General features: G+C 39.3%; 21 protein-coding genes. 14 read left to right on the top strand and 7 right to left on the bottom strand.

The window, feature by feature from the left end; translation table 11 throughout:
* Window positions 1-11 precede the first annotated feature (11 nt).
* The 3 genes from cccA (at window position 12) to WDJ61_RS12415 (ending at window position 2,297) form a co-directional block, all read left to right on the top strand.
* Window positions 12-380, top strand: coding sequence for a cytochrome c550 (cccA, locus tag WDJ61_RS12425; protein ID WP_338750156.1), 369 nt, complete (start codon window positions 12-14; stop codon window positions 378-380).
* Window positions 381-474: 94 nt separating this feature from the next.
* Window positions 475-1,182, top strand: a complete 708-nt coding sequence (locus WDJ61_RS12420; RefSeq protein ID WP_338750154.1) for a tRNA (adenine(22)-N(1))-methyltransferase TrmK — start codon at window positions 475-477, stop codon at window positions 1,180-1,182.
* Window positions 1,179-2,297 (top strand): Nif3-like dinuclear metal center hexameric protein, encoded by a 1,119-nt coding sequence (locus WDJ61_RS12415; protein WP_338750152.1) that lies wholly within the window; start codon window positions 1,179-1,181, stop codon window positions 2,295-2,297. Before WDJ61_RS12420 ends, WDJ61_RS12415 begins: the two co-directional genes overlap by 4 nt.
* 352 nt (window positions 2,298-2,649) lie before the next feature.
* Here WDJ61_RS12415 and WDJ61_RS12410 read toward each other — a convergent pair whose 3' ends face one another.
* Window positions 2,650-3,606 (bottom strand): 4-hydroxy-3-methylbut-2-enyl diphosphate reductase, encoded by a 957-nt coding sequence (locus WDJ61_RS12410; RefSeq protein ID WP_338750150.1) that lies wholly within the window; start codon window positions 3,604-3,606, stop codon window positions 2,650-2,652.
* Window positions 3,607-3,696: 90 nt separating this feature from the next.
* Window positions 3,697-4,239, bottom strand: coding sequence for a VrrA/YqfQ family protein (vrrA, locus tag WDJ61_RS12405; RefSeq protein WP_338750148.1), 543 nt, complete (start codon window positions 4,237-4,239; stop codon window positions 3,697-3,699).
* 182 nt (window positions 4,240-4,421) lie between these two features.
* Here vrrA and WDJ61_RS12400 point away from each other — a divergent pair, with 182 nt between their 5' ends.
* Both WDJ61_RS12400 and WDJ61_RS12395 read left to right on the top strand, forming a co-directional pair.
* Entirely contained in the window at window positions 4,422-5,744 is a 1,323-nt protein-coding gene (locus WDJ61_RS12400; protein WP_338750146.1) for a DEAD/DEAH box helicase, read from the top strand.
* A 93-nt stretch (window positions 5,745-5,837) separates the two neighbouring features.
* Window positions 5,838-6,731, top strand: a complete 894-nt coding sequence (locus WDJ61_RS12395) for a deoxyribonuclease IV (RefSeq protein ID WP_338750144.1) — start codon at window positions 5,838-5,840, stop codon at window positions 6,729-6,731.
* A gap of 63 nt (window positions 6,732-6,794) precedes the next feature.
* Here WDJ61_RS12395 and WDJ61_RS12390 read toward each other — a convergent pair whose 3' ends face one another.
* Window positions 6,795-7,049, bottom strand: a complete 255-nt coding sequence (locus WDJ61_RS12390) for a DUF2624 family protein (protein WP_338750141.1) — start codon at window positions 7,047-7,049, stop codon at window positions 6,795-6,797.
* A gap of 97 nt (window positions 7,050-7,146) precedes the next feature.
* Here WDJ61_RS12390 and WDJ61_RS12385 point away from each other — a divergent pair, with 97 nt between their 5' ends.
* The 4 genes from WDJ61_RS12385 to WDJ61_RS12370 all read left to right on the top strand — a co-directional run bounded on the left by WDJ61_RS12385 (window position 7,147) and on the right by WDJ61_RS12370 (window position 10,174).
* Window positions 7,147-8,019, top strand: coding sequence for a YitT family protein (locus tag WDJ61_RS12385; protein WP_338754794.1), 873 nt, complete (start codon window positions 7,147-7,149; stop codon window positions 8,017-8,019).
* A gap of 116 nt (window positions 8,020-8,135) precedes the next feature.
* Window positions 8,136-8,915, top strand: coding sequence for a metal ABC transporter ATP-binding protein (locus tag WDJ61_RS12380; RefSeq protein ID WP_338750139.1), 780 nt, complete (start codon window positions 8,136-8,138; stop codon window positions 8,913-8,915).
* Entirely contained in the window at window positions 8,912-9,745 is an 834-nt protein-coding gene (locus WDJ61_RS12375; RefSeq protein WP_338750137.1) for a metal ABC transporter permease, read from the top strand. Before WDJ61_RS12380 ends, WDJ61_RS12375 begins: the two co-directional genes overlap by 4 nt.
* Window positions 9,746-9,760: 15 nt before the next feature.
* Window positions 9,761-10,174: a Fur family transcriptional regulator gene (locus WDJ61_RS12370; protein ID WP_338750134.1), complete on the top strand. Its 414-nt coding sequence runs from the start codon at window positions 9,761-9,763 to the stop codon at window positions 10,172-10,174.
* A gap of 89 nt (window positions 10,175-10,263) precedes the next feature.
* Here WDJ61_RS12370 and WDJ61_RS12365 read toward each other — a convergent pair whose 3' ends face one another.
* Window positions 10,264-10,845 carry a hypothetical protein gene (locus WDJ61_RS12365; RefSeq protein WP_338750132.1) on the bottom strand — a complete coding sequence of 194 codons (582 nt, stop codon included), beginning with the start codon at window positions 10,843-10,845 and terminating at the stop codon, window positions 10,264-10,266.
* A gap of 198 nt (window positions 10,846-11,043) precedes the next feature.
* On the opposite strand from WDJ61_RS12365, the gene WDJ61_RS12360 reads away from it, so the two are divergent.
* On the top strand, window positions 11,044-11,349 hold the full coding sequence (locus tag WDJ61_RS12360; protein ID WP_338754793.1) for a DUF4190 domain-containing protein: 306 nt from the start codon (window positions 11,044-11,046) through the stop codon (window positions 11,347-11,349).
* A gap of 164 nt (window positions 11,350-11,513) precedes the next feature.
* On the opposite strand, the gene ispG is transcribed toward WDJ61_RS12360, so the two are convergent.
* The 3 genes from ispG to WDJ61_RS12345 all read right to left on the bottom strand — a co-directional run bounded on the left by ispG (window position 11,514) and on the right by WDJ61_RS12345 (window position 14,128).
* Window positions 11,514-12,605, bottom strand: coding sequence for a flavodoxin-dependent (E)-4-hydroxy-3-methylbut-2-enyl-diphosphate synthase (gene ispG, locus WDJ61_RS12355; RefSeq protein WP_338754792.1), 1,092 nt, complete (start codon window positions 12,603-12,605; stop codon window positions 11,514-11,516).
* A 110-nt stretch (window positions 12,606-12,715) separates the two neighbouring features.
* Window positions 12,716-13,039 carry a hypothetical protein gene (locus tag WDJ61_RS12350; RefSeq protein ID WP_338750130.1) on the bottom strand — a complete coding sequence of 108 codons (324 nt, stop codon included), beginning with the start codon at window positions 13,037-13,039 and terminating at the stop codon, window positions 12,716-12,718.
* 315 nt (window positions 13,040-13,354) lie between these two features.
* On the bottom strand, window positions 13,355-14,128 hold the full coding sequence (locus WDJ61_RS12345; protein WP_338750128.1) for a DUF1189 domain-containing protein: 774 nt from the start codon (window positions 14,126-14,128) through the stop codon (window positions 13,355-13,357).
* 208 nt (window positions 14,129-14,336) lie between these two features.
* Between WDJ61_RS12345 and WDJ61_RS12340 the strand changes: the two genes are divergently transcribed.
* The 4 genes from WDJ61_RS12340 (at window position 14,337) to WDJ61_RS12325 (ending at window position 20,518) form a co-directional block, all read left to right on the top strand.
* A complete protein-coding gene (locus WDJ61_RS12340; protein WP_338750125.1) occupies window positions 14,337-15,971 on the top strand; it encodes a Na/Pi cotransporter family protein in 1,635 nt (544 codons plus the stop codon).
* A 261-nt stretch (window positions 15,972-16,232) separates the two neighbouring features.
* Window positions 16,233-16,841 (top strand): superoxide dismutase SodA, encoded by a 609-nt coding sequence (gene sodA / locus WDJ61_RS12335; protein WP_338750123.1) that lies wholly within the window; start codon window positions 16,233-16,235, stop codon window positions 16,839-16,841.
* Window positions 16,842-16,944: 103 nt separating this feature from the next.
* Complete coding sequence (locus tag WDJ61_RS12330) at window positions 16,945-18,177, top strand: MFS transporter (RefSeq protein ID WP_338750121.1); 1,233 nt, start codon at window positions 16,945-16,947, stop codon at window positions 18,175-18,177.
* 214 nt (window positions 18,178-18,391) lie between these two features.
* On the top strand, window positions 18,392-20,518 hold the full coding sequence (locus WDJ61_RS12325; RefSeq protein ID WP_338754791.1) for a penicillin-binding protein 2: 2,127 nt from the start codon (window positions 18,392-18,394) through the stop codon (window positions 20,516-20,518).
* The last annotated feature ends 43 nt before the right edge of the window (window positions 20,519-20,561 follow it).

Raw genomic sequence — 20,561 nt, 5'->3', positions numbered from 1 at the left:
GAGGTTAAGAAATGAATCGTAATCCTGTTATTCCATTCTTATTAATTATGGTATTTGGATTAGGTCTAATTTTCTTCTTGTCACTAGAAGGACTTAGCAATTCTAAAGAAATGGCAAAAGAAAAAGAAGGCGGAGAAAAAACCGAAGAAACTGCTGGTGGAGAGTTCGATCCTGAAGGTCATTATAAGCAATCTTGTGTTGGCTGTCACGGCGGTAACTATGAAGGTGGAGCTGGCCCAGCACTAAAAGGTGTTGGCGAAAAGCTATCAAAAGATGAAATTAAAGAAGTTCTAGTTAACGGTCGTGGTGCAATGCCAGCAGGACTTGTTCCAGCTGAAAATGCGGATGCAATGGCTGAGTGGGTTAGCAAAGTTAAATAATTGCGAAAAGTTCTTTGCCTGGTGCAAAGAACTTTTTTTATCAAATAAATTTGTTTACACTAGGTACGAAAACAAAACTAAAAGTGGTGACTATATGAATATAAATCAATTATCTAAACGATTAACAGCTGTGGCTAATCAAATTCCGAACCAATCAACTTTAGCGGATATTGGATCGGATCATGCGTATTTACCTTGCTATGCGGTAAAAACAGGAATCGTCACGAAAGCAGTTGCAGGAGAAGTGGTAGAGGGTCCTTTTCAGGCTGCGAAACAGCAAGTGAAGGAAGCGGGGCTAGAAGAATTAATCGATGTTCGAAAAGGGAATGGTCTTGAGGTCATTACCGCTGGTGAAGTGGAGTGTATTACGATTGCAGGGATGGGCGGTACTCTGATCGCTTCTATTTTGGAAGAGGGAAAAGCTAAGCTTGAGGGAGTCAAACGTCTAGTGCTTCAGCCAAACATAAGTGCAATCAATATTCGTCAATGGCTACTCGCTAATGAGTGGGAACTGATTGCTGAAATGATTATGGAAGAAGATGGTAAGGTGTATGAGGTGTTAACAGCTGAAAAAGGTGATCCTTCTAAGCCTTATAAGGAAAATCAAGCACAACAACTATTGTTGGGACCATTTTTGATGGAGGAAAAGAATGACGCGTTTTTGAAGAAATGGAAGCGGGAAGCTAGTCAGCTTGAGCTTGTTTTGGAAAATTTAAAGAAGGCGGAAGACGGAGAAGCCATTATGAAGAAGCAACAGCAAGTTCTTCATGAATTGAATTTGATTAAGGAGGCAATCGAATGAAAACAGCCAATGGTCATGAAATCATTCAGCTATTTGAACAATTCTCACCGAAAAAGTATGCGATGGAAGGTGATAAAATTGGTTTGCAAATCGGTCGATTAAATAAACCCGTTGAACGAGTTCTCGTTGCACTTGATGTGTTAGAAGAGGTGGTAGATGAAGCGATTGCTAACAAGGTAGAACTCATCATTGCTCATCATCCGATCATCTTTCGCCCACTGAAATCAATTGTAACGAGTGAACCTGCTGGAAGAATGATTGAAAAGCTAATCAAACACGATATTGCCGTCTATGCCGCTCATACCAATCTTGATGTAGCCAAAGGAGGGGTAAACGATCTTCTGGCAGAAGCACTTCAGTTGCAGGAACCAGAAGTGCTTGTACCAACGTTTGAGGACGGTTTAAAGAAGTTGGTAGTCTTTGTGCCAGGAACCCATGAACAGGCAGTGAGAGAAGCATTAGGAGCGGCTGGAGCTGGTTTTATTGGTGAATACAGTCATTGTTCTTTTTCATCACAAGGAACAGGGCGCTTTCAGCCGAGTGCAGAAGCTGCTCCTTATATTGGACAAGCAGGCACCCTCCAAGAAGTGGCAGAAGTGAAGATTGAAACGATTTATCCTGAAAGTATCGAAAAGAAGGTACTATCCGCTATGCTGAAAGCTCATCCTTATGAGGAAGTAGCTTATGACCTTTATCCGTTAGGAAATAAAGGCGAAACATTAGGACTTGGAAGAGTAGGGAAGCTGAAAGAATCGATGTCTCTTCGTCAATTTGCTGAATTTGTGAAAGACAAATTGGATGTCAATGGAGTTCGTGTTGTAGGGGAGTTAACCGATCAAGTGAAGAAAGTAGCTGTGCTTGGTGGGGATGGGAATAAATATTTCCAAGCAGCTAAATTTAAAGGGGCTGATGTATACGTCACGGGCGATTTTTACTATCATACCGCTCATGACGCCATGGCAGTCGGGCTAAATATTGTGGATCCAGGGCATAATGTCGAGAAAGTAATGAAAAAAGGGACAGCCGTAAAAATGAAGGCATTAGCTGATGAAAAGGGGTTCAATGTTGAATTTATCCCTTCTTCCGTTCATACAGATCCTTTTACATTTATATAAGTAATAAAAAGGGTTGGCTCAAATAGAGGCAACCCTTTTTATTTGCTTTATCTCGTGCAGAGTGCTCCAGCTCATACGTCGCTAAACGGGGGCTTCCACTTTTCTTCATTGTCCAGCTCCGCCTCCTAGACACTCGAGTCAAATGCCAGCCTGACTACATGGCTGAGATACGCCATTTCATCATTCTGTCATTTGCTTGTCGTGTCTGAACAGTCGGCTCCGCTTTTCTTGGTGTCCAGCTCCAGCGGCCAGACTCTCGGACATAAGTCGTAACGTCTGTGTGGCAAAGAACGCCACGTCGACGCTCCGTCTTATGTCTGCCGAGTCTAAGCAGCCGCTTCCACTTTTCTTCTTACCTTGAAGTTAGTGTGGATTTTTTGACTTTTGGTAAGATTTTGTTTAAAGGTACTTTTTTCTCTCGTGTCCATGTGCTTTCATCGTTAGGGTCAAAGCTTTCAAGGAATTGAATGACTTCTTTGACGATCGGTGTTGGCGTGGAGGCACCTGCTGTGACGGCGACTTTATGGACACCTTGTAGCCATTCAAGTTGGATTTCTGATACATCAGAGACACGGAAAGCTTTTGTTCCAGCAATTTCTTCTGATACTTGAGCTAGACGATTAGAGTTATTGCTTTTTGGATCACCTACGACAATTAATAAATCCGCTTCGCCCGCTTGCTCAGCTACTGCTTCTTGGCGAACTTGAGTAGCTAAACAAATTTCTTTATGCATTTCGGCATGGGGGTATTTTTCTTTAATTTTGTCCATAATATCTGCAACGTCCCACTGACTCATGGTTGTTTGATTTGTGACAATGATTTTTTCATTGGTGATGGTCAGTTTTTCCACGTCTTCTGGTTTTTCAACTAAGTGAACAATATCAGGGGCGACACCGACTGCGCCTTCTGGTTCAGGGTGCCCTTTCTTTCCAATATAAATGACGACATAACCTTCCGCTTTTTTGTCGCGGATTAAGTCATGTGTTTTTGTCACATCTGGGCAAGTGGCGTCAATCGTGACTAAGTTTTTTTGCTTAGCAAGTTCCCGTACTTCAGGAGAAATGCCATGTGCGGTAAAGATGACCGTACCTTTGTCGACTTTTTCTAAAATTTCTTTGCGGTTTTTGCCGTCGATTGTAATGATGCCGTCTTCTTCAAAAGCATCTGTCACATGCTGATTATGAACGATCATTCCGAGTATATAAATCGGGCGAGGCAAGCTTTTATCTAAGGCAGCATTGCGGGCGATGACCATCGCATCGACAACGCCATAACAATATCCTCTTGGGGCAATTTTAATAATATCCATAAAAAAATCCTCCTATAAAATTTTTCGGAGTAAAACTACTACAATTTTATTATATAGGAGGGAGGCAAGCATGAAAAGAAAAGGGCGATGCTATACATAAAGTTTAGGTGTAGAGGAGCGATCTGTTAGTTGTTCGCTTTTTTCTAGTTTAGCCTTTTTGGAAGCTGAAGCAGAAGGAGCGGGCAGTGATTCTTTATTTTTGACTGGAGCTTTCGTTGTTTCCTTTGTTTTTTCGCTATTGTCCTTTTCTGCATCAGGCAGTGATTTTAATCCGCGATATAGTTTCCACATCGCTGGTAAATTTTTAACAATCGGACCATATTGTTCAACAATCGGCCCCATCTGTTGCACCGTTTGTAACACTTGTTGCGTATTGGAGAGCATTTGCTGAAAGTTCATCGGATTAGCTAGCTTTTGAGCAGCAGAAGAACCAACTGTTGCTGCTCCTTGTCGTTCAAAGCCAGTGAACGGCATACTAGATGAATTTTGCCGATTCAACAAGCGACTAAGAAGTCCTGGTCCGCGTCCCGTTCTTTGTGGGGAGAAAGAAGGCCGGTTAGTTGGGTAAGGCCTCATCGGTGGTCCGTAAAAGAAAGGGGACTGCTGCTGCGGTCTAGGTGAAAATGGAGGCATATCGTTTCATTCCTTTCATTGCAATTGTTTGTTCTTCTGTATTGTATGCAGACAAACTAGAAAAGGTTTAGTGGTGATGAGGATACAAAAAATATTTGCCAAAGCTTTGATTTATCGGCGTTTTTAGTATAAGATACAGAATGGAGAAAAAGGCTTGTTTTGAGCCAAAAGGAGTGTCAATATTGACAAAACAACGATTTGAATTATATGGTTTTCGACCGTTTATAAATAAAGGAATTGAAGAATTAGGTTTTTATGAGCCAACAGAAATTCAAGAAAGAATGATCCCGCTTATTTTAAAAGGGGAAAGTGCCATCGGACAATCTCAAACAGGAACGGGGAAAACCCATTCCTATATCCTCCCAATCCTTGAAAAGATCAATCCTGCGAAAAAAGAAGTCCAAGCGGTTATCACAGCACCAACGAGAGAATTGGCCGATCAAATTTATAAAGAGATTCTTAAAATGATTAAGTTTTCTGAAGAAGAGATCACTGCTCGTTGTTATATGGGTGGGACGGATAAGCAACGTGATATTGATAAATTAAAGACGCAGCCACAAATTGTTGTTGGTACACCTGGACGAATTAATGATCTCATTAAGGAGCAAGCGTTATTTGTTCATCGTGCATCCATTCTTGTCATCGATGAAGCGGATTTAATGCTTGATATGGGATTTATTGTTGATGTCGATCAAGTCGCAAGCAGAATGCCTGAACAGTTACAAATTCTTGTATTCTCGGCAACAATTCCAGAAAAGTTAAAGCCATTTTTAAAGAAATACATGGAGAACCCTGAATATGTTCATATTCAACCAAAGCATATTTCAGCTGAAAATATTGAGCATGTATTAGTATCAAAGAAAAGCCGAGAGAAAATCGATTTGCTTCATGATATGTTAGTTGCTTATAACCCTTATTTAGCGGTTGTATTTACGAATACAAAGCAAAAAGCGGATGAAGTGGCGAATGCACTGCTAGAAAAAGGCTTGAAAGTTGGTCGCATTCATGGCGACATGTCACCAAGAGATCGCAAAAGAATGATGAAGCAAATTCGCGACTTAGATTATCAATATATTGTTGCGACCGATTTAGCTGCTAGAGGGATTGACATTGAGGGCGTTAGTCATGTCATCAACTACGAACTTCCGCGCGATCTTGACTTTTATGTTCATCGTGCCGGACGAACAGCTCGAGCAGGATTTTCAGGTATTTGCGCCACTATTTATACACCGAGTGACGAGGATGCCCTCGCTCGCTTAGAGAAAATAGGCATCACATTCAGTCATACGGATATTCGTCAAGGTGAATGGACTGAATTAAAGGATCGCAATCAACGAAAGAAAAGAGAAAAAACAGAAGACAGCATTGATTTGAAAGCGAAGTCGATTGTCAGAAAACCGAAAAAAGTGAAGCCAGGCTATAAGAAAAAAATGCAAAGAGAAATGACTCAATTTAAAAAGCGTGAACGACGCTTAGAATCGAAACGAGGCAATAACAAAAAGTAGTTTTAAAAGAGAAGGTCTGCTTTTGCAGACCTTTTTTGCTGATAAATCATGAAGTTTTTAGTACAATGAAGTTAGGGTAAAGGAGAGGAATGTATGCTGAAAATTGGTTCTCATGTGTCTATGAGCGGCAAGAAAATGCTGTTAGCTGCAAGTGAAGAAGCAGCTTCTTACGGTGCGAACACCTTTATGATTTATACCGGAGCACCGCAAAATACTAGAAGAAAGAAAATAGAAGACTTGAACATTGAAAAAGGCCAATTTCATATGAAAGAACATGGTATGGTCGATATTGTTGTTCATGCTCCTTACATTATTAATATCGGAAACACAAAAAATCCTGATACGTTTGAGCTTGGAGTCAACTTTTTGCGCACAGAAATTGAGCGAACTGCTGCATTAGGAGCAAAGCAAATTGTGCTTCATCCAGGTGCTCATGTCGGTGCTGGGACAGAAGCTGGCATTCAAAAAATTGTTGAGGGATTAAACGAAGTATTAACAAAAGAAAATGATGTACAAATTGCTTTAGAGACGATGGCTGGAAAAGGGTCGGAATGTGGGGTTTCCTTTGAAGAACTAGCCATGATCATAGAAGGTGTTCATTTAAATGAGAAGTTATCCGTTTGTTTTGATACATGCCATACTCATGATGCTGGTTATGACATCATTAATGATTTCGATGGTGTGCTGGATCAATTTGATCGTATCGTTGGGCTTGATCGATTAAAGGTTTTTCATATTAACGATAGTAAAAATGAACGAGGTGCACGAAAAGACCGTCATGAGAACATTGGTTTTGGTCATATTGGATTTGATGCACTTCAGTACATTGTTCATCATCCTCAATTAACAGATATTCCTAAAATTTTAGAAACGCCTTATGTCGGTGAAGACAAGAAGACGAGTAAACCACCTTATCGTTTCGAAATCGATATGCTTCGCTCGAAAGTATTTGATCCGGAAGTACGGGACAAAGTTATTGCTCCTTAAGACAACGATGAATATCCGGCAGGGTCTAATAAATAATAGACTCTGCCGGATGGATCATCGTGTTCATGGTTGAAACATAGAAAATAGTCTGTTAAGCTTTCGAGCTGTTTGTTCATTTGTAATGCGAGCGATTTCCTTCAGTAATTGAATTCTTTCTCCATCATTAAATAAATCAACTTTTTTCCTGCGCAGTTGGCTAGCGATTTTCTCTGCTTCCTCTTGTTTCAATGAAATACTTAACCCTTTTGCATATTTCATTAGCTCATCTCCTGTGATGACTTGAGCTCTTTGATTGATTAAATGCTGAACAAGTTTCACTGATCGTCACTCCTTTTCTGTTCTCTATAAATGTATGAGTAAAAGAAGAGATGAGTGAATTTGTATGAAAGATAATACTAATAAAAGGAATGATGATATGCCTAAAGAACATAAAAGAGAAAAAATGACTCACTTAATTTATCGTCTAGCGCTTGTATTTTTAGGAGCGGCACTTGCAGCGATCTCCATCGAATTATTTCTAGTCCCCAACAATATTATTGACGGTGGAGTTATTGGGATTTCCCTCATCTTAAATTATTTAATCGATCATCCTGCTTTTTCTTTCTCAACATTTGTTGTCGTACTAAATATCCCGTTCTTATATTTTGGTTATAAGCAGATCGGAAAAACGTTTATGTTTTCCTCACTATTTGGTATCGTTTGTCTAGCAGTGGTAGAAAGTCAGCTGCACCATTTTGCTCCATTTACAACAGAACCCATATTAGCTGCAGTATTTGGTGGATTGATGTTAGGTGTAGGAGTAGGCCTAGTTATTCGACATGGTGGAACACTTGATGGAACAGAAATTTTAGGTATATTAATGACGAAAAAGCTACCATTTTCGGTTGGAGAATTTGTCATGTTTATCAATATCTTCGTATTTACTTGGGCAGCGTTTGTGTTTGGACCAGAAAACGCCATGTATTCTGTTATGACTTACTATATTGCTTTTAAAGCGATTGATACGGTATTGCAAGGGCTAGAAGAAACAAAAGCCTGTATTATTGTGTCCGATCAATATGACGAAGTATCTGATGCGATTTTACATCGATTAGGCCGTGGAACGACCAAACTGAAGGGAAAAGGTGGCTTCACGGATGCGGATAAAGATGTGATTTACGTCGTAGTGACCAGGCTTGAGGTTATGAAATTGAAAAGCATTATTACCGACATTGATCCAAATGCCTTTTTAACGATTATGAGTACGCAAGAAACGCATGGCGCTCGTTTTAAGTCAGCCATTCATTAATAAAAAAACCGGGACCGCTTTTCGAAACGGTTCCGGTTTACTTTTTCGCTGAAATCCTGTATACTTCAATTTGTTCTTAAATCGTAACCATTCTTATATAAAAAGGAGAAATTTCAATGAATCAATTACCTATCATTGAAATAAAAGATGTATCCTACAGCTATGACCGTGATAATGTATTGGAAAATATTCAATTATCTGTCCCTAAAGGGGCATTTTTAGGTTTAGTAGGTCCGAACGGTTCAGGAAAATCTACATTATTAAAATTAATTTTAGGATTATTAAAAGTAAAAGAAGGCGAGATCTTTCTGTTCGGCACACCTCAACGTCATTTTAAAAGCTGGGATAAGATCGGATTTGTGTCACAAAAAGCCAATTCTTTCAATACAGGATTCCCTGCGACTGTATTTGAAGTAGTGGCAAGTGGTTTGACAAAAAAGCTTGGATTGTTTCGCAGGATTGGTAGTAAAGAAAAACAGGAAATTTTTGAAGCTGTCAAGGCAGTAGAGATGGACCCATTTTTACATCGTAATATCGGGGAGCTGTCAGGCGGACAACAGCAACGAGTATTTATCGCCCGGGCGATTGTATCAAAGCCTGAAATATTAATTCTTGATGAACCGACTGTCGGTGTCGATTCGAAAAATGTTCAATCTTTTTATGAAATGCTGTCATACTTAAATAAAGAGATGGGGATTACTTTGCTACTGGTGACTCATGATATCGGGATTGTTAGTGATAAAGTGACTCATGTGGCTTGTTTAAACAAATATCTTCATTTTCATGGAAGCATGACACAATTTAGGCATTTAGATGAATCGGATCTGTCTAAACTATATGGACATGGGATTCACCTGCTGGAGCATCATCATGACCATAAGGAGGACAGCGAATGATTGAGGCCATTTTACAATATGAATTTTTGCAAAATGCCTTCATTACAGGCATCATTATCGGGATCATTGCTCCTCTTCTTGGCGCATTTGTTGTTGTGAGAAGACTGTCTCTCATTGCGGATGCTCTCAGCCATGTAACGCTTGCTGGGATTGCAGCCGGCTTGTATTTTGGACAAAAATTTTCCTTAACATGGTTAAACCCGCTTTATGTTGGGATGGTGTTCTCCGTGTTAGGCTCTTTATTAATTGAGCGACTTCGCACGGTATATAGGCATTATCAGGAGCTGGCGGTTCCCATTATTTTATCTGGTGGGATCGGGATCGGTGTTATTTTTATTTCGCTTGCCGAGGGTTTTAATACAGATTTATTCAGTTATTTATTTGGAAGCGTCAGTGCGGTTAGTCATAATGATTTGATCGTCATTTGTGTGATTAGCGTTTTTGTCATTGCAACTGTCTTTTTATTGTACAAAGAGTTATTTTTGCTTTCATTTGATGAAGAGCATGCCAAGGCATCTGGCATACCAGCTAAGGCGATCCACTTTGTCTTTATTGTTCTTGTTGCACTTGTGATCGCGGTTTCGATGCGAATTGTCGGGGTGCTATTAGTGTCCTCCTTAATGACACTACCTGTGGCTGCTAGTATGAGGATTGCTAGAGGGTTTAAGCAGACGATTTTCTTTTCCATTATATTTGGAGAAATCGCTGTGGTGTCAGGGCTTGTCAGTGCCTATTATTTAGATTTAGCACCAGGAGGGACAATTGTTGTAGCTTCAATATTGATTTTGTTACTGGTCATTTCGTTGAAAAAGTTGAGCAAGCAATTTTAATATGGGGTGAATAAAATGAATTTAACTCAGGCAATGGAGCTTTTAAAAGCAAAGGGGTATAAGCAGACGGGGAAGCGAGAAGAAATGCTTTCGTTGTTTGCTAGGGCGGATAAATATTTAACAGCTAAAGATGTGCTTGAGGAAATGAAAGTGGATTATCCAGGGCTTAGTTTCGATACCATTTATCGGAATTTGTCCTTGTTTGTGGACATGGGGATTCTTGAAGAAACAGAATTGTCTGGAGAGCGTCATTTTCGTTTTACCTGTTCTCACTCTAAGCATCACCATCATTTTATCTGCATGGTATGCGGAAAAACAAAAGAGATTCATCTATGCCCGATGGATCATATCGATGAACTAAATGAATATGAAATCTCAGGACATAAGTTTGAAATTTATGGAACTTGTCCGGAATGCAAGGCATCATAGTATTCATCGTAAAATGCAGTTATTGTAAAAGCCTGGTCTCTCCGCTATACAGTGGAAGATCAGGCTTTTATGCTTGATTGGCGTTTCTTTTAGAGGGTGACAGAATAGTTGCACCAGTTTTGCACCCATTGTTTCGCTTGTGCCCAGTTATCTACACGAATGACTCCGTTAGGGACAGGATCTTGATTATAAGGTGTGTTAAATAGCATCACAGGAATATGAAGTTCTTCATGAATGCTGACGGCATTGTCATGTTTATCTTCAAAGAAAATATCGACTTGATATTTTTTAGCAGCTTTAATTTTGTCATGCGAACCAATTAATTCAATATGATCATATTGAAGATCATGTTCATGGAACCATTTCTCCGTCACATGTTGTAAATGATTTCTCCGTGCACTAATAAAAAATAATTCAAATTGCTGCTTCCAGCTATCTAATACTTCTTTAGCGCCCGGGGCAATCGGTGAGTTCTCATAAATGATGGGCTCTCGTTCATCAAACCAGTCACGGAATCGATCAGCAGGAATATTGAGCGCTTCTGATAAATCATATTTTTTTATATCCTTCAACGTTATATTCATGGAAAAATCTTGATTAATAAATGGAACTAGGCTAGTGGGACAAGTAACTGTTCCGTCAATATCGATACCAAAACGTTTCTGTTTCATTATGTTTGCTCCTTACTTTGTTCACTCTTCCCAAAAGTGTAACATATTTTTTCGACGATTGTTATGTGAAGGAATGACAGTTTTGAATAAATTCTTTTTTCTCGCACACAATAACAATGCTCCTCAAATTGTGAAAGTGGGGGATGAACAGTGAAAGATGAAACCAATGATAAGAATCGGTATGTAAATGACACAGATATGAAACCTATGCGAGAAGAAACTGCTGCAGAAATTGCTGAGCCTATTCCTTTTCGACGAGATGATACTCGAGAAGTAGACCGAGACGTTGGCGAAGAGGAGGGAGGACGTGGGCTAGGTTATGCTGGCTTAATTTCCTCCATTATTGCGCTTTTCATGCTTCCTGTATTATTCGGAGCTATAGGTGTAGTGTTAGGGTTCATGGCTAGAAGAAAAGGCGCAGAAGGGCTTGGAGCATGGGCGATTGGGATCGGTGTTGTCGCTCTTGTAGTTGGTTTATTTATTCTTCCGTTTCGCTTTTTCTAAGATGATGTTTAAAAAGGAGCAAAAGGGACCGTCTCATAAGTAGTTGAGACGGTCTCTTTTCTGCACCGAAAGCGACAGGTGCAAAAAACCTAATTTAATGGCATTTTCAAATAAGAAGTATCGTCCCAAAAGTTTGCGACGCAGACTTTTGGGATACCCCCTTTTTATATTGATTTCGCTTCTTGATTTTGGAGATACTCTTCGGCAATTTTGTCAATTTCTTTTTTTAACTCTTCTACCATTGTTTCTTCAGGTACTTTTCGAACAGTTTTTCCTTTACGGAACAGTAATCCTTCGCCTCTTGCTCCAGCGATGCCAATATCAGCTTCCCGTGCTTCTCCAGGACCGTTTACAGCGCATCCTAGGACGGCTACTTTAATCGGTGCTTTAATTTTCTGGATATATTCTTCCACTTCATTGGCAATGCTGATCAAATCAATTTCAATTCGTCCGCAAGTAGGGCATGAAATTAATGTCGCTGCGTTAGAGGATAGGCCGAAAGATTTTAATAACTCTCTTGCCACTTTCACTTCCTCAACAGGATCGGCACTTAAAGAAATACGTAATGTATTCCCGATTCCTTTGCTTAGTATTGCTCCGAGGCCAGCTGCACTTTTGACGGTACCAGCAAATAGCGTACCAGATTCGGTAATACCGAGGTGAAGCGGGTAATCGAAGGCGCGTGCCGCTTTTTCGTACGCTTCAATGGCAAGATTCACATCCGATGCCTTCATGGAAACGATAATATCGTGAAAATCTAGATCTTCCAAAATTTTAATATGGTGTAGCGCGCTCTCTACCATGCCATCCGCGGTAGGGTAACCATATTTTTCTAAAATTTTGCGCTCCAAGCTTCCGGCATTGACACCAATTCGAATCGGAATGCCTTTTGCTTTAGCGGCATTAACAACCGCTTCGACTTTCTCGCGGCGCCCAATGTTTCCTGGGTTGATCCGAATCTTATCTACACCACCTTCAATGGCTTTTAAGGCGAGTTTATAATCAAAATGAATATCGGCCACTAATGGAATATTAATTTGTCTTTTTATATCAGCAATGGCATCCGCGGCACGCTCATCAGGACAAGCGACGCGAACGATTTGACAGCCTGCTTCTTCAAGGCGATGAATTTCCTTGACTGTGGCTTCGACATCGTGAGTTTTTGTTGTAGTCATGCTTTGAATAAATAGTTCATTGCTTCCGCCAATAGTTAAATCGCCAACTTTAACGGGACGGGTATTTGAACGATGGGTGATTTCACTCAATGGTGATTCGCTCCTTTATAAGATCTAATAAAAAGCTTCTTCAATAAGTAATTGTACCAGTATTTGAACACATATGACAAGAAAATGGCTAGTGAAAATGTTTATTCATAAATCGGAAATTGATAGGATTGTCCGATTTGTACTTGTTCAGGTGTGATTCCTTTGTTTAATTGACTGAAATCGTTGACGGCTTGTGAAATGTCAACAGGTAGCTTCCCATTGTGTATTTCCTCTAGAATCGATAGAACGGTGTCTCCGCCTTTGATTTTAACTGTTTGAGAAGGGATAGAGGTGTTGGTTGCAGGAGAACTTTCTTTTTCATGGATAACAGATGGGTCTTTTTGTGGAAGGGAACCTCTTGTTAAATCATTCCATGTGCCGGCTAACACTATTAATAAAATCACAAAAAAGATAAAATTCTTCATATGCTCCCTCCTCTTTTATCCCGCATTAACGGGCTATAAGACCCCCACCTCAACATGGCAGAAGAAGCGCCGGTATGTAGGTGAGGGATCAACAGCCGATCCGTTCGGGCCTGCACGATGCAGGTTACAAAGGCGTTGCAACAGGATGTTGCGACTTTAGCCTTTGTTCTTCTTTTATCAGTGGGGGATGAAGCCCCCCACTGATTGAAGTTTCACTTTATTATGAATATATGCTTGTCCTGCAAATAAATGACCATAATAAAAGCTGAGGCGATCCCATGCGTTGTTCTAGGGATCGCCTCAGCGAATGTTTGGTTAAATTTTAGATTTTGGAAGCGGGATTGCTCGGATGGTGAAATACATCATGAGGATCGTTAGCAACCAGTTTAGTAAAAAGCTATAAGGAAGCTGGATATGTGCGAAACCAAGAATGGTCATAATGACAATCGATGGTGTGATCGCGTAGGCGGCTATCCGAAAGCTATGACGATACTCTATCTTTCTTTTAAGTCCTTTATTCATCAATGATCCCAATGCGGCAAAGATGGAGACTTTAATGAATCCAACAGCAGAAACAAATAAATAATACATTAAAAATAATACTGGTAGAAATATAACTAAATAGGATTGCAATGTGTCGATGTATGACACCACTTGTTCGTTTGTTACATTCTTCGCAGTGGGAAATAGGTAAGGAAAAGATTGGGTTTGTCCCTGAATGGATAAAACGATTTCATTTTTTAAAAGTCCTATAGCTTGCTCTTTGTTTTGAATATCGATGGCAGAAACGGTGCCTGAAGGATCAAAAATGATTTCCGTGTCGCCATTTTGAGCGACCTTTGTCTTAGTAAATGAAGATGTTAATATGCCATCCTCAATGGTAAACGAAGGAAGATCTTTCTTAATAGATGTTTGCAAGTCGCCTAGTACACTTGTAGTCATGTGAGTAGAGTAGATCACAAAGGGTGAGCAAGAAATGAGCATGACAAAAAACACATAGCTAATCGTTTGACCAATTCCTTGAAAACGAAAAAAGCCAATATGTTTAGGGGAATATAAGCTTTTAATGAACTGCTGAAAAATATTCACGATGGTTTCCTCCTTATGATTCTATTGTATGTAAACTTAGCAAAGAAAGCCACTATTCATTTTTTGTAACATAAATGTAATAAAACCACCCTTTTGTTAATCAATTGTAAATTTTAAGTTGAGGTTATTTACATTTAACTCATAATTTATTAATAATTGTAGAGGGTTTGCAAGTTTTGTCGAATTCAATTGATTAGGAGTTGGAGAAATGGAAATCAATGTCCAGGAAATGCTCTTTCAGTTTTTGGGTGGACTAGGGATATTCTTGTACGGAATAAAGCTAATGGGAGACGGATTGCAACAATCGGCTGGAGATCGACTCCGGGACATCCTAGATCGTTTCACAACCAATCCTTTGATGGGTGTGTTAGCAGGGGTACTGGTTACCGTACTTATTCAAAGTAGTTCAGCAACCACCGTTATTACTGTTGGACTTGTAAGTGCTGGGTTTATGACATTGAAGCAAGCAATTGGTGTCATTATGGGAGCGAATATTGGAACAACGGTGACAGCTTTTATTATTGGAATTGATGTAGGTGAATACGCTCTACCAATATTAGCGATCGGTGCAATTTTAATTTTCTTCTTTAAAAGTAAACGAATCCATAATGTTGGAATGATTTTCTTTGGATTTGGTGCTCTCTTCTATGGATTAGAGCTCATGAGTAATGGAATGAAGCCTTTAAGTCAATTAGAGTCTTTCCATGAATTGACTGTAAACATGAGTGCGAATCCTATCTTAGGAGTGGTTGTAGGCACAATCTTTACAGTAATCGTACAAAGTTCTAGTGCGACGATTGGAATTTTACAAAGTTTATTTGCTGAAGGTTTATTGGATTTAAATGCGGCGTTACCTGTTCTTTTCGGTGACAATATCGGAACGACAATTACTGCGGTATTAGCGTCTATTGGGGCATCTGTTGCGGCAAGAAGAGCAGCCGCTACTCACGTTCTATTTAACTTGATTGGGACGGCAATTTTCTTGCTTATTTTACCGTTGTTTACACAGTTTATAACTTATTTAACCGGTGCACTTGATCTTGATCCGAAGATGACGATTGCTTTTGCTCATGGTACCTTTAATGTTACCAATACACTCATTCAATTACCGTTTGTTGGTGTGTTGGCAATGATTGTGACGAAGTTAATTCCTGGTGAAGATGTTGTCTTTGATTATAAAGCCAAACATCTCGATCCTATTTTTATTGAACAGTCTCCTTCTATTGCTCTTGGTCAAGCAAAGGAAGAAGTGATTAATATGGGGCAAATTGCTGTTAAAGGGATGGAAGAGACGCATGAGTATTTAAAAACAAAACAGCAAAAGCATTCAGAAAGATCAGCTCAAATTGAAGATTCATTAAATAATTTAGATAGAAAGATTACTGATTATTTAATTGATTTATCAGGTACTTCATTATCTGAGGCAGAATCAGAAAGACATTCCTTATTAATGGATACTGTGCGCGATATAGAACGAATTGGTGACCATTTTGAAAATATTTTAGAGCTTGTTGATTATCAACAAACAAATAAAGTGAAGATTACTGATCAAGCGATGACAGAACTTGAGGAAATGTTTAAATTAACAATTGATACGGTCAGAAAATCAGTTCAAGCACTCGATGAAAATAATTTGCAATTGGCTCGCGAAGTGGCTGCGAATGAAGATTTAATTGACAAAATGGAAAGAAAATTGCGCAAGCAGCATATTTTACGCCTGACAGAAGGGGCTTGTACAGCACAGGCAGGAATTGTGTTTGTGGACATTATTAGCAACTTGGAGAGAATGGGTGACCACGCAGTAAATATTGCTGAATCGGTTCTTGGTATTAGAGGTTTATAAGTTTTATGAATAAAAGGGCGAACTCACATTTGTCGCATGACAATAAGGAGTTCGCCCTTTTTTGGAGGCTTTCAACGATGCTGCATGAATGAGTCAAAAATCAACATTATCATTTAACATCTCCTTTGTGAAAGGAGAGTATAGAAAACTTAATGATTTTTCTTGAATTCGTAACGCTTAACAATTGAAAGAATCGTTCTATTTTGGTAATCTAAATGATGAAAGATAAGAAAAAATTAACCTACATAGGAGGAATTTATTATGGCATACCAATTACCAGAATTACCTTACGCTTATGATGCATTAGAGCCTCATATTGACAAGGAAACAATGAATATCCACCATACGAAACACCATAACACATATGTAACAAAATTAAACGAAGCACTTCAAGGTCATGATGATCTTGCAAGCAAATCAGTTGAAGAACTAATTGCTGACATTGATGCTCTTCCTGAAGCGATTCGTACAGCTGTGCGCAATAACGGTGGCGGACATGCTAACCACTCTTTATTCTGGCAGCTTTTATCTCCAAATGGCGGCGGCGAACCAACAGGTGAACTAGCTGAGGCTATTAACAGCAAATTTGGAAGCCTTGATAAACTTAAAGAAGAGTTTGCAGCAGCAGCAGCAGGTCGCTTTGGCTCTGGCTGGGCATGGCTTGCTGTTAACAACGGCGAGCTAGAAGTAACAAGCACACCAAATCAAGACTCTCCATTAATGGAAGGAAAAACACCAGTTCTTGGTCTTGATGTTTGGGAGCATGCGTACTACTTGAACTACCAAAACCGTCGTCCAGATTACATTCAAGCGTTCTGGAATGTTGTTAACTGGGATGAAGTAGCAAAGCGTTTTAACGAAGCAAAATAATTTTTTTATTAAAGTAAAAGACAGGTCATGATCATGACTTGTCTTTTTTGTTGTATAACTGCGCCCTTTTCTCCAAAACATAAGTGAGGAAGGGGGGATACATATGATGCTGATCAAAAAATGGTATAGTCATTTGGATTTAACGAAAGACTTGTTTATTTTGCTTATTATTGGTGGCTTGTATTCCCTAAGCGTTGCCTTATCGAATACTTTTGTCAATATTTATCTTTGGAAGCAATCGGGCCAATTTATCGATCTCGCCATTTACAATTTATCAGTGGTAGCCATTCAGCCAATTGCCTTTTTTATTGCTGGTAAATGTGCAAAAAAGGTGGACCGGGTGATTGTATTGAGGATCGGCATTACGATTCTTGGTATTTTTTATTTAGCGGTTCTTGCGTTTAGTGAACAAGCCTCTAATTGGCTTATACTGTTGGGCATTCTTCTTGGGGCAGGCTATGGATTTTATTGGTTAGCCTTCAATGTATTAACCTTTGAGATTACAGAACCTGACACAAGGGATTTCTTTAATGGCTTTATGGGGACATTGTTTTCAACAGGAGGAATGATTGGTCCGATACTAGCTGGTTTTATTATTAGTCGTTTTGCTTCGGGGACAGGATATTTCATCGTGTTTGGATTATCGCTTGGGGGCTTTATTATTGCTGTACTGTTTAGTTTTTTCTTAAAGCGAAGACGCGCAGAAGGTCGCTTTCTCCTCCTACCTGTCTGGGAAGAGAGGAAATGGAATGTGGATTGGCGGCGCATTACAACCGCTCATTTTTTCCAAGGGTTAAGAGAAGGTGTATTCGTTTTTATTATTTCCGTGTTTGTCTTTTTGGCAACGAATAGTGAACTAGCTCTTGGTATGTACGGTCTCGTCTACTCAGGGATTTCGTTTATCAGTTATACATTAGCCGCGAAAGTGATCAAAAAAGAGTATCGAAAGCAAGTGATTTTTACCGGTGGCGTGATGCTTTTTTTATCTTTGTTTATCATCATGCCTGAGCCGACATATGCAAGGTTACTGATTTATGCCGCTGTGATTGCTGTTGCTTATCCTTTTTTGCTCGTTCCTTATTTATCAATGACTTACGATGTCATCGGTCAAGGGAAGGAGGCAGCTGAAAGGCGAATTGAATATATCGTGTTACGAGAGATCTTTCTTAATGTAGGAAGAATCGCGTCTATTTTATCCTTTATAGCAGCTATTGTCTTTTTTGACGAACAAAAAAGTATCCCGATTTTGCTTGTTGTGTTAGGAGCGGGACATAGCATGATTTATTTTTGTATTCGACAGATTCATTTGCGTTCAACAAGGGTTGCCATTCATTAAAAGTGGAAAAATGAGCGAAGTAGTTACTGCTTCGCTTTCTTTCATTTATCCGGCTATGATATGTGGAAGAAAGTTTCTTCTAGCTATCAGTAGAAAAAATACACAAACTTCGTTAAAATAAAGAATGTAAAAAGGAATGATTTAGAGAGGGTTGTGACAGTTGAAAAAGACAAAGAACAAAAGGAAGACGCATGTCCCTTTGCGAATGAACATTATGTTCTTCGTTGTCTTTTTGCTTTTTTCTCTATTAATTTTCAGACTGGGGATTGTACAAATTGTCCAGGGGGAAGATTATCAAAGAAAAATAGAACGGACAGAAGACGTAACAGTGAATGCGAGTGTGCCTAGAGGAAAGATTTATGATAGAGATGGAAAAGTCGTTGTAGACAACGTACCGCAAAACGCGATTACGTATACGCGATCTAAAGGAGCAACACAAGAAGAGATGCTCAAAACAGCAACAAAACTGGCAAAGCTCATTGACAAAGAAACGGATCAAGTCACAGAACGTGATAAAAAAGATTTCTGGTTGATGAAAAATCCAGAAAAAGGAAAAGATAAAATCACGGAGAAAGAATGGAAGCAATATAAAGAAAACGAAATTGATGAGACGAAAATTTATCAAATGGAAGTTGATCGTGTGACGGAAGAAGATTTGAAAGAATTGACAGCAGAAGAACTAGAAATATTGGCGATTTATCGTGAATTTACTACAGGGTACGCGATGACTCCGCAAATTGTCAAAAATAAAAATGTGACAGAAGAAGAGTATGCAGTTGTTAGTGAGAACTTAGATTCCTTACCTGGCGTGAATACAACGACAGATTGGGAACGTTTTTATGTGTATGACAATACACTAAAGACAGTTATTGGTAATATTTCCTCTTCAAAGGAAGGGTTACCGAAAGAAATGGTCGATTATTATACTTCAAGAGGATATAGCCGAAATGATCGCGTAGGAAAAAGCTATATTGAATATCAATATGAAGACGTACTTCGCGGCCAGAAAACAAAAGTGAAAAATGTAACAGATAAGTCTGGAAATGTATTGGATTCTGAAGTCATTCGCGAAGGTCAGCGTGGAAATGATCTAGTATTAACGATTGATATGGAACTTCAACAAGCAGTGGATAAGATTGTTGAAGAGGAATTAAGAAAGGAGAAATCGCTCTATGGCCGTCATCTTCTTGATCGTGCATTTGTAACGATGATGGATCCGAATACGGGTGAAATACTCGCCATGTCAGGGAAGAAACTGGAAACGAATGAAGACGGCAAGACAGAAATGCTTGACTTTTCCCTTGGGAATATGACGACTTCTTATACGATGGGGTCGGCTGTGAAGGGGGCAACTGTATTAACAGGATTTATGACAGGAGTCAATGAGCCTGGTGACTATATTGTAGATGAACCATTGAAATTTAAAGGAACCAATAAAACGAAGAGTTCCGCCTTTAACCGGCATGGAGCTGTAGCAGTAGACGAAAAAACGGCTTTAATGCGCTCTTCTAACGTATACATGTTTAAAACGGCTATTGAAATAGCCGGAGGAAAATATATTCCGAATTCGAGCTTGAAGCTGAATTTGGAAGAGGGATTTGCAACGATGCGAAACCACTTTGCTCAATTTGGCCTTGGTGTTCCTACTGGCATTGACTTGCCAAATGAACAAACTGGCTTCCAAGGAAAAATAAATTTGTCTGAGCCTGGGAAAATTCTTGACTTTGCTATTGGTCAGTTTGATACGTATACTCCACTTCAATTAGCTCAATATGTATCTACCATTGCAAACGGTGGTTATCGAATGAAACCTTATATTGTGAAAGAAGTTCGTGAACCACATACAGAAGCGAATAAATTAGGGCCGGTTGCTAAAGAAACTCAACCAGAAGTATTGAATCGATTAGACGCCACACCGAATGAGATACAAAGTGTACAAGATGGGTTTCGCTTAGTAATGAATGGTTCAAAGGGGACTGCTAGAAGATATTTTGCTAGTGCTCCGTATAACCCTGCAGGTAAGACAGGAACGGCAGAGGGTGTTTATGATGGACCGAAGCGTGAACAATACTTAGAAAATGGTCAAGAACTGCCAATGACTTGGAATGTGACGCTTGTTGGCTATGCACCTTATGACAATCCAGAAGTAGCTTTTTCAGTTGTTGTTCCTTGGGTATATGAGGGGAAAGGAAAGTCTTCTATAAATAATGTTATTGGTAGAAGAATTTTAGATGAATATTTTAAGCTGAAAGAAGAAAGAATGAAGAACGAAACATCTGATGTGGTCGTTGAACAAGATATACAGCTAAAAGATGACAAGGAAAATAAAGAAGAAGAGTAGTCGAAAACACCCGATTTTGGAATAAATCGGGTGTTTTTTGTAT

The organism is Bacillus sp. FJAT-52991, assembly GCF_037201805.1.
Taxonomy (GTDB): Bacteria; Bacillota; Bacilli; order Bacillales; family Domibacillaceae; genus Bacillus_CE; species Bacillus_CE kandeliae.
The sequence above is the reverse complement of the archived record's forward strand: the minus strand, read 5'-3'. Positions and strand labels throughout refer to the sequence as shown.

Bases quoted from the DNA above. Each gene is read 5' to 3' on its own strand.
- cccA (WP_338750156.1), top strand. From the start codon at position 12: ATGAATCGTAATCCTGTTATTCCATTCTTATTAATTATGGTATTTGGA.
- WDJ61_RS12420 (WP_338750154.1), top strand. From the start codon at position 475: ATGAATATAAATCAATTATCTAAACGATTAACAGCTGTGGCTAATCAA.
- WDJ61_RS12415 (WP_338750152.1), top strand. From the start codon at position 1,179: ATGAAAACAGCCAATGGTCATGAAATCATTCAGCTATTTGAACAATTC.
- WDJ61_RS12410 (WP_338750150.1), bottom strand. From the start codon at position 3,606: ATGGATATTATTAAAATTGCCCCAAGAGGATATTGTTATGGCGTTGTC.
- vrrA (WP_338750148.1), bottom strand. From the start codon at position 4,239: ATGCCTCCATTTTCACCTAGACCGCAGCAGCAGTCCCCTTTCTTTTAC.
- WDJ61_RS12395 (WP_338750144.1), top strand. From the start codon at position 5,838: ATGCTGAAAATTGGTTCTCATGTGTCTATGAGCGGCAAGAAAATGCTG.
- WDJ61_RS12385 (WP_338754794.1), top strand. From the start codon at position 7,147: ATGCCTAAAGAACATAAAAGAGAAAAAATGACTCACTTAATTTATCGT.
- WDJ61_RS12380 (WP_338750139.1), top strand. From the start codon at position 8,136: ATGAATCAATTACCTATCATTGAAATAAAAGATGTATCCTACAGCTAT.
- WDJ61_RS12375 (WP_338750137.1), top strand. From the start codon at position 8,912: ATGATTGAGGCCATTTTACAATATGAATTTTTGCAAAATGCCTTCATT.
- WDJ61_RS12370 (WP_338750134.1), top strand. From the start codon at position 9,761: ATGAATTTAACTCAGGCAATGGAGCTTTTAAAAGCAAAGGGGTATAAG.
- WDJ61_RS12365 (WP_338750132.1), bottom strand. From the start codon at position 10,845: ATGAAACAGAAACGTTTTGGTATCGATATTGACGGAACAGTTACTTGT.
- WDJ61_RS12360 (WP_338754793.1), top strand. From the start codon at position 11,044: ATGAAACCTATGCGAGAAGAAACTGCTGCAGAAATTGCTGAGCCTATT.
- WDJ61_RS12350 (WP_338750130.1), bottom strand. From the start codon at position 13,039: ATGAAGAATTTTATCTTTTTTGTGATTTTATTAATAGTGTTAGCCGGC.
- WDJ61_RS12340 (WP_338750125.1), top strand. From the start codon at position 14,337: ATGGAAATCAATGTCCAGGAAATGCTCTTTCAGTTTTTGGGTGGACTA.
- sodA (WP_338750123.1), top strand. From the start codon at position 16,233: ATGGCATACCAATTACCAGAATTACCTTACGCTTATGATGCATTAGAG.
- WDJ61_RS12330 (WP_338750121.1), top strand. From the start codon at position 16,945: ATGATGCTGATCAAAAAATGGTATAGTCATTTGGATTTAACGAAAGAC.
- WDJ61_RS12325 (WP_338754791.1), top strand. From the start codon at position 18,392: ATGTTCTTCGTTGTCTTTTTGCTTTTTTCTCTATTAATTTTCAGACTG.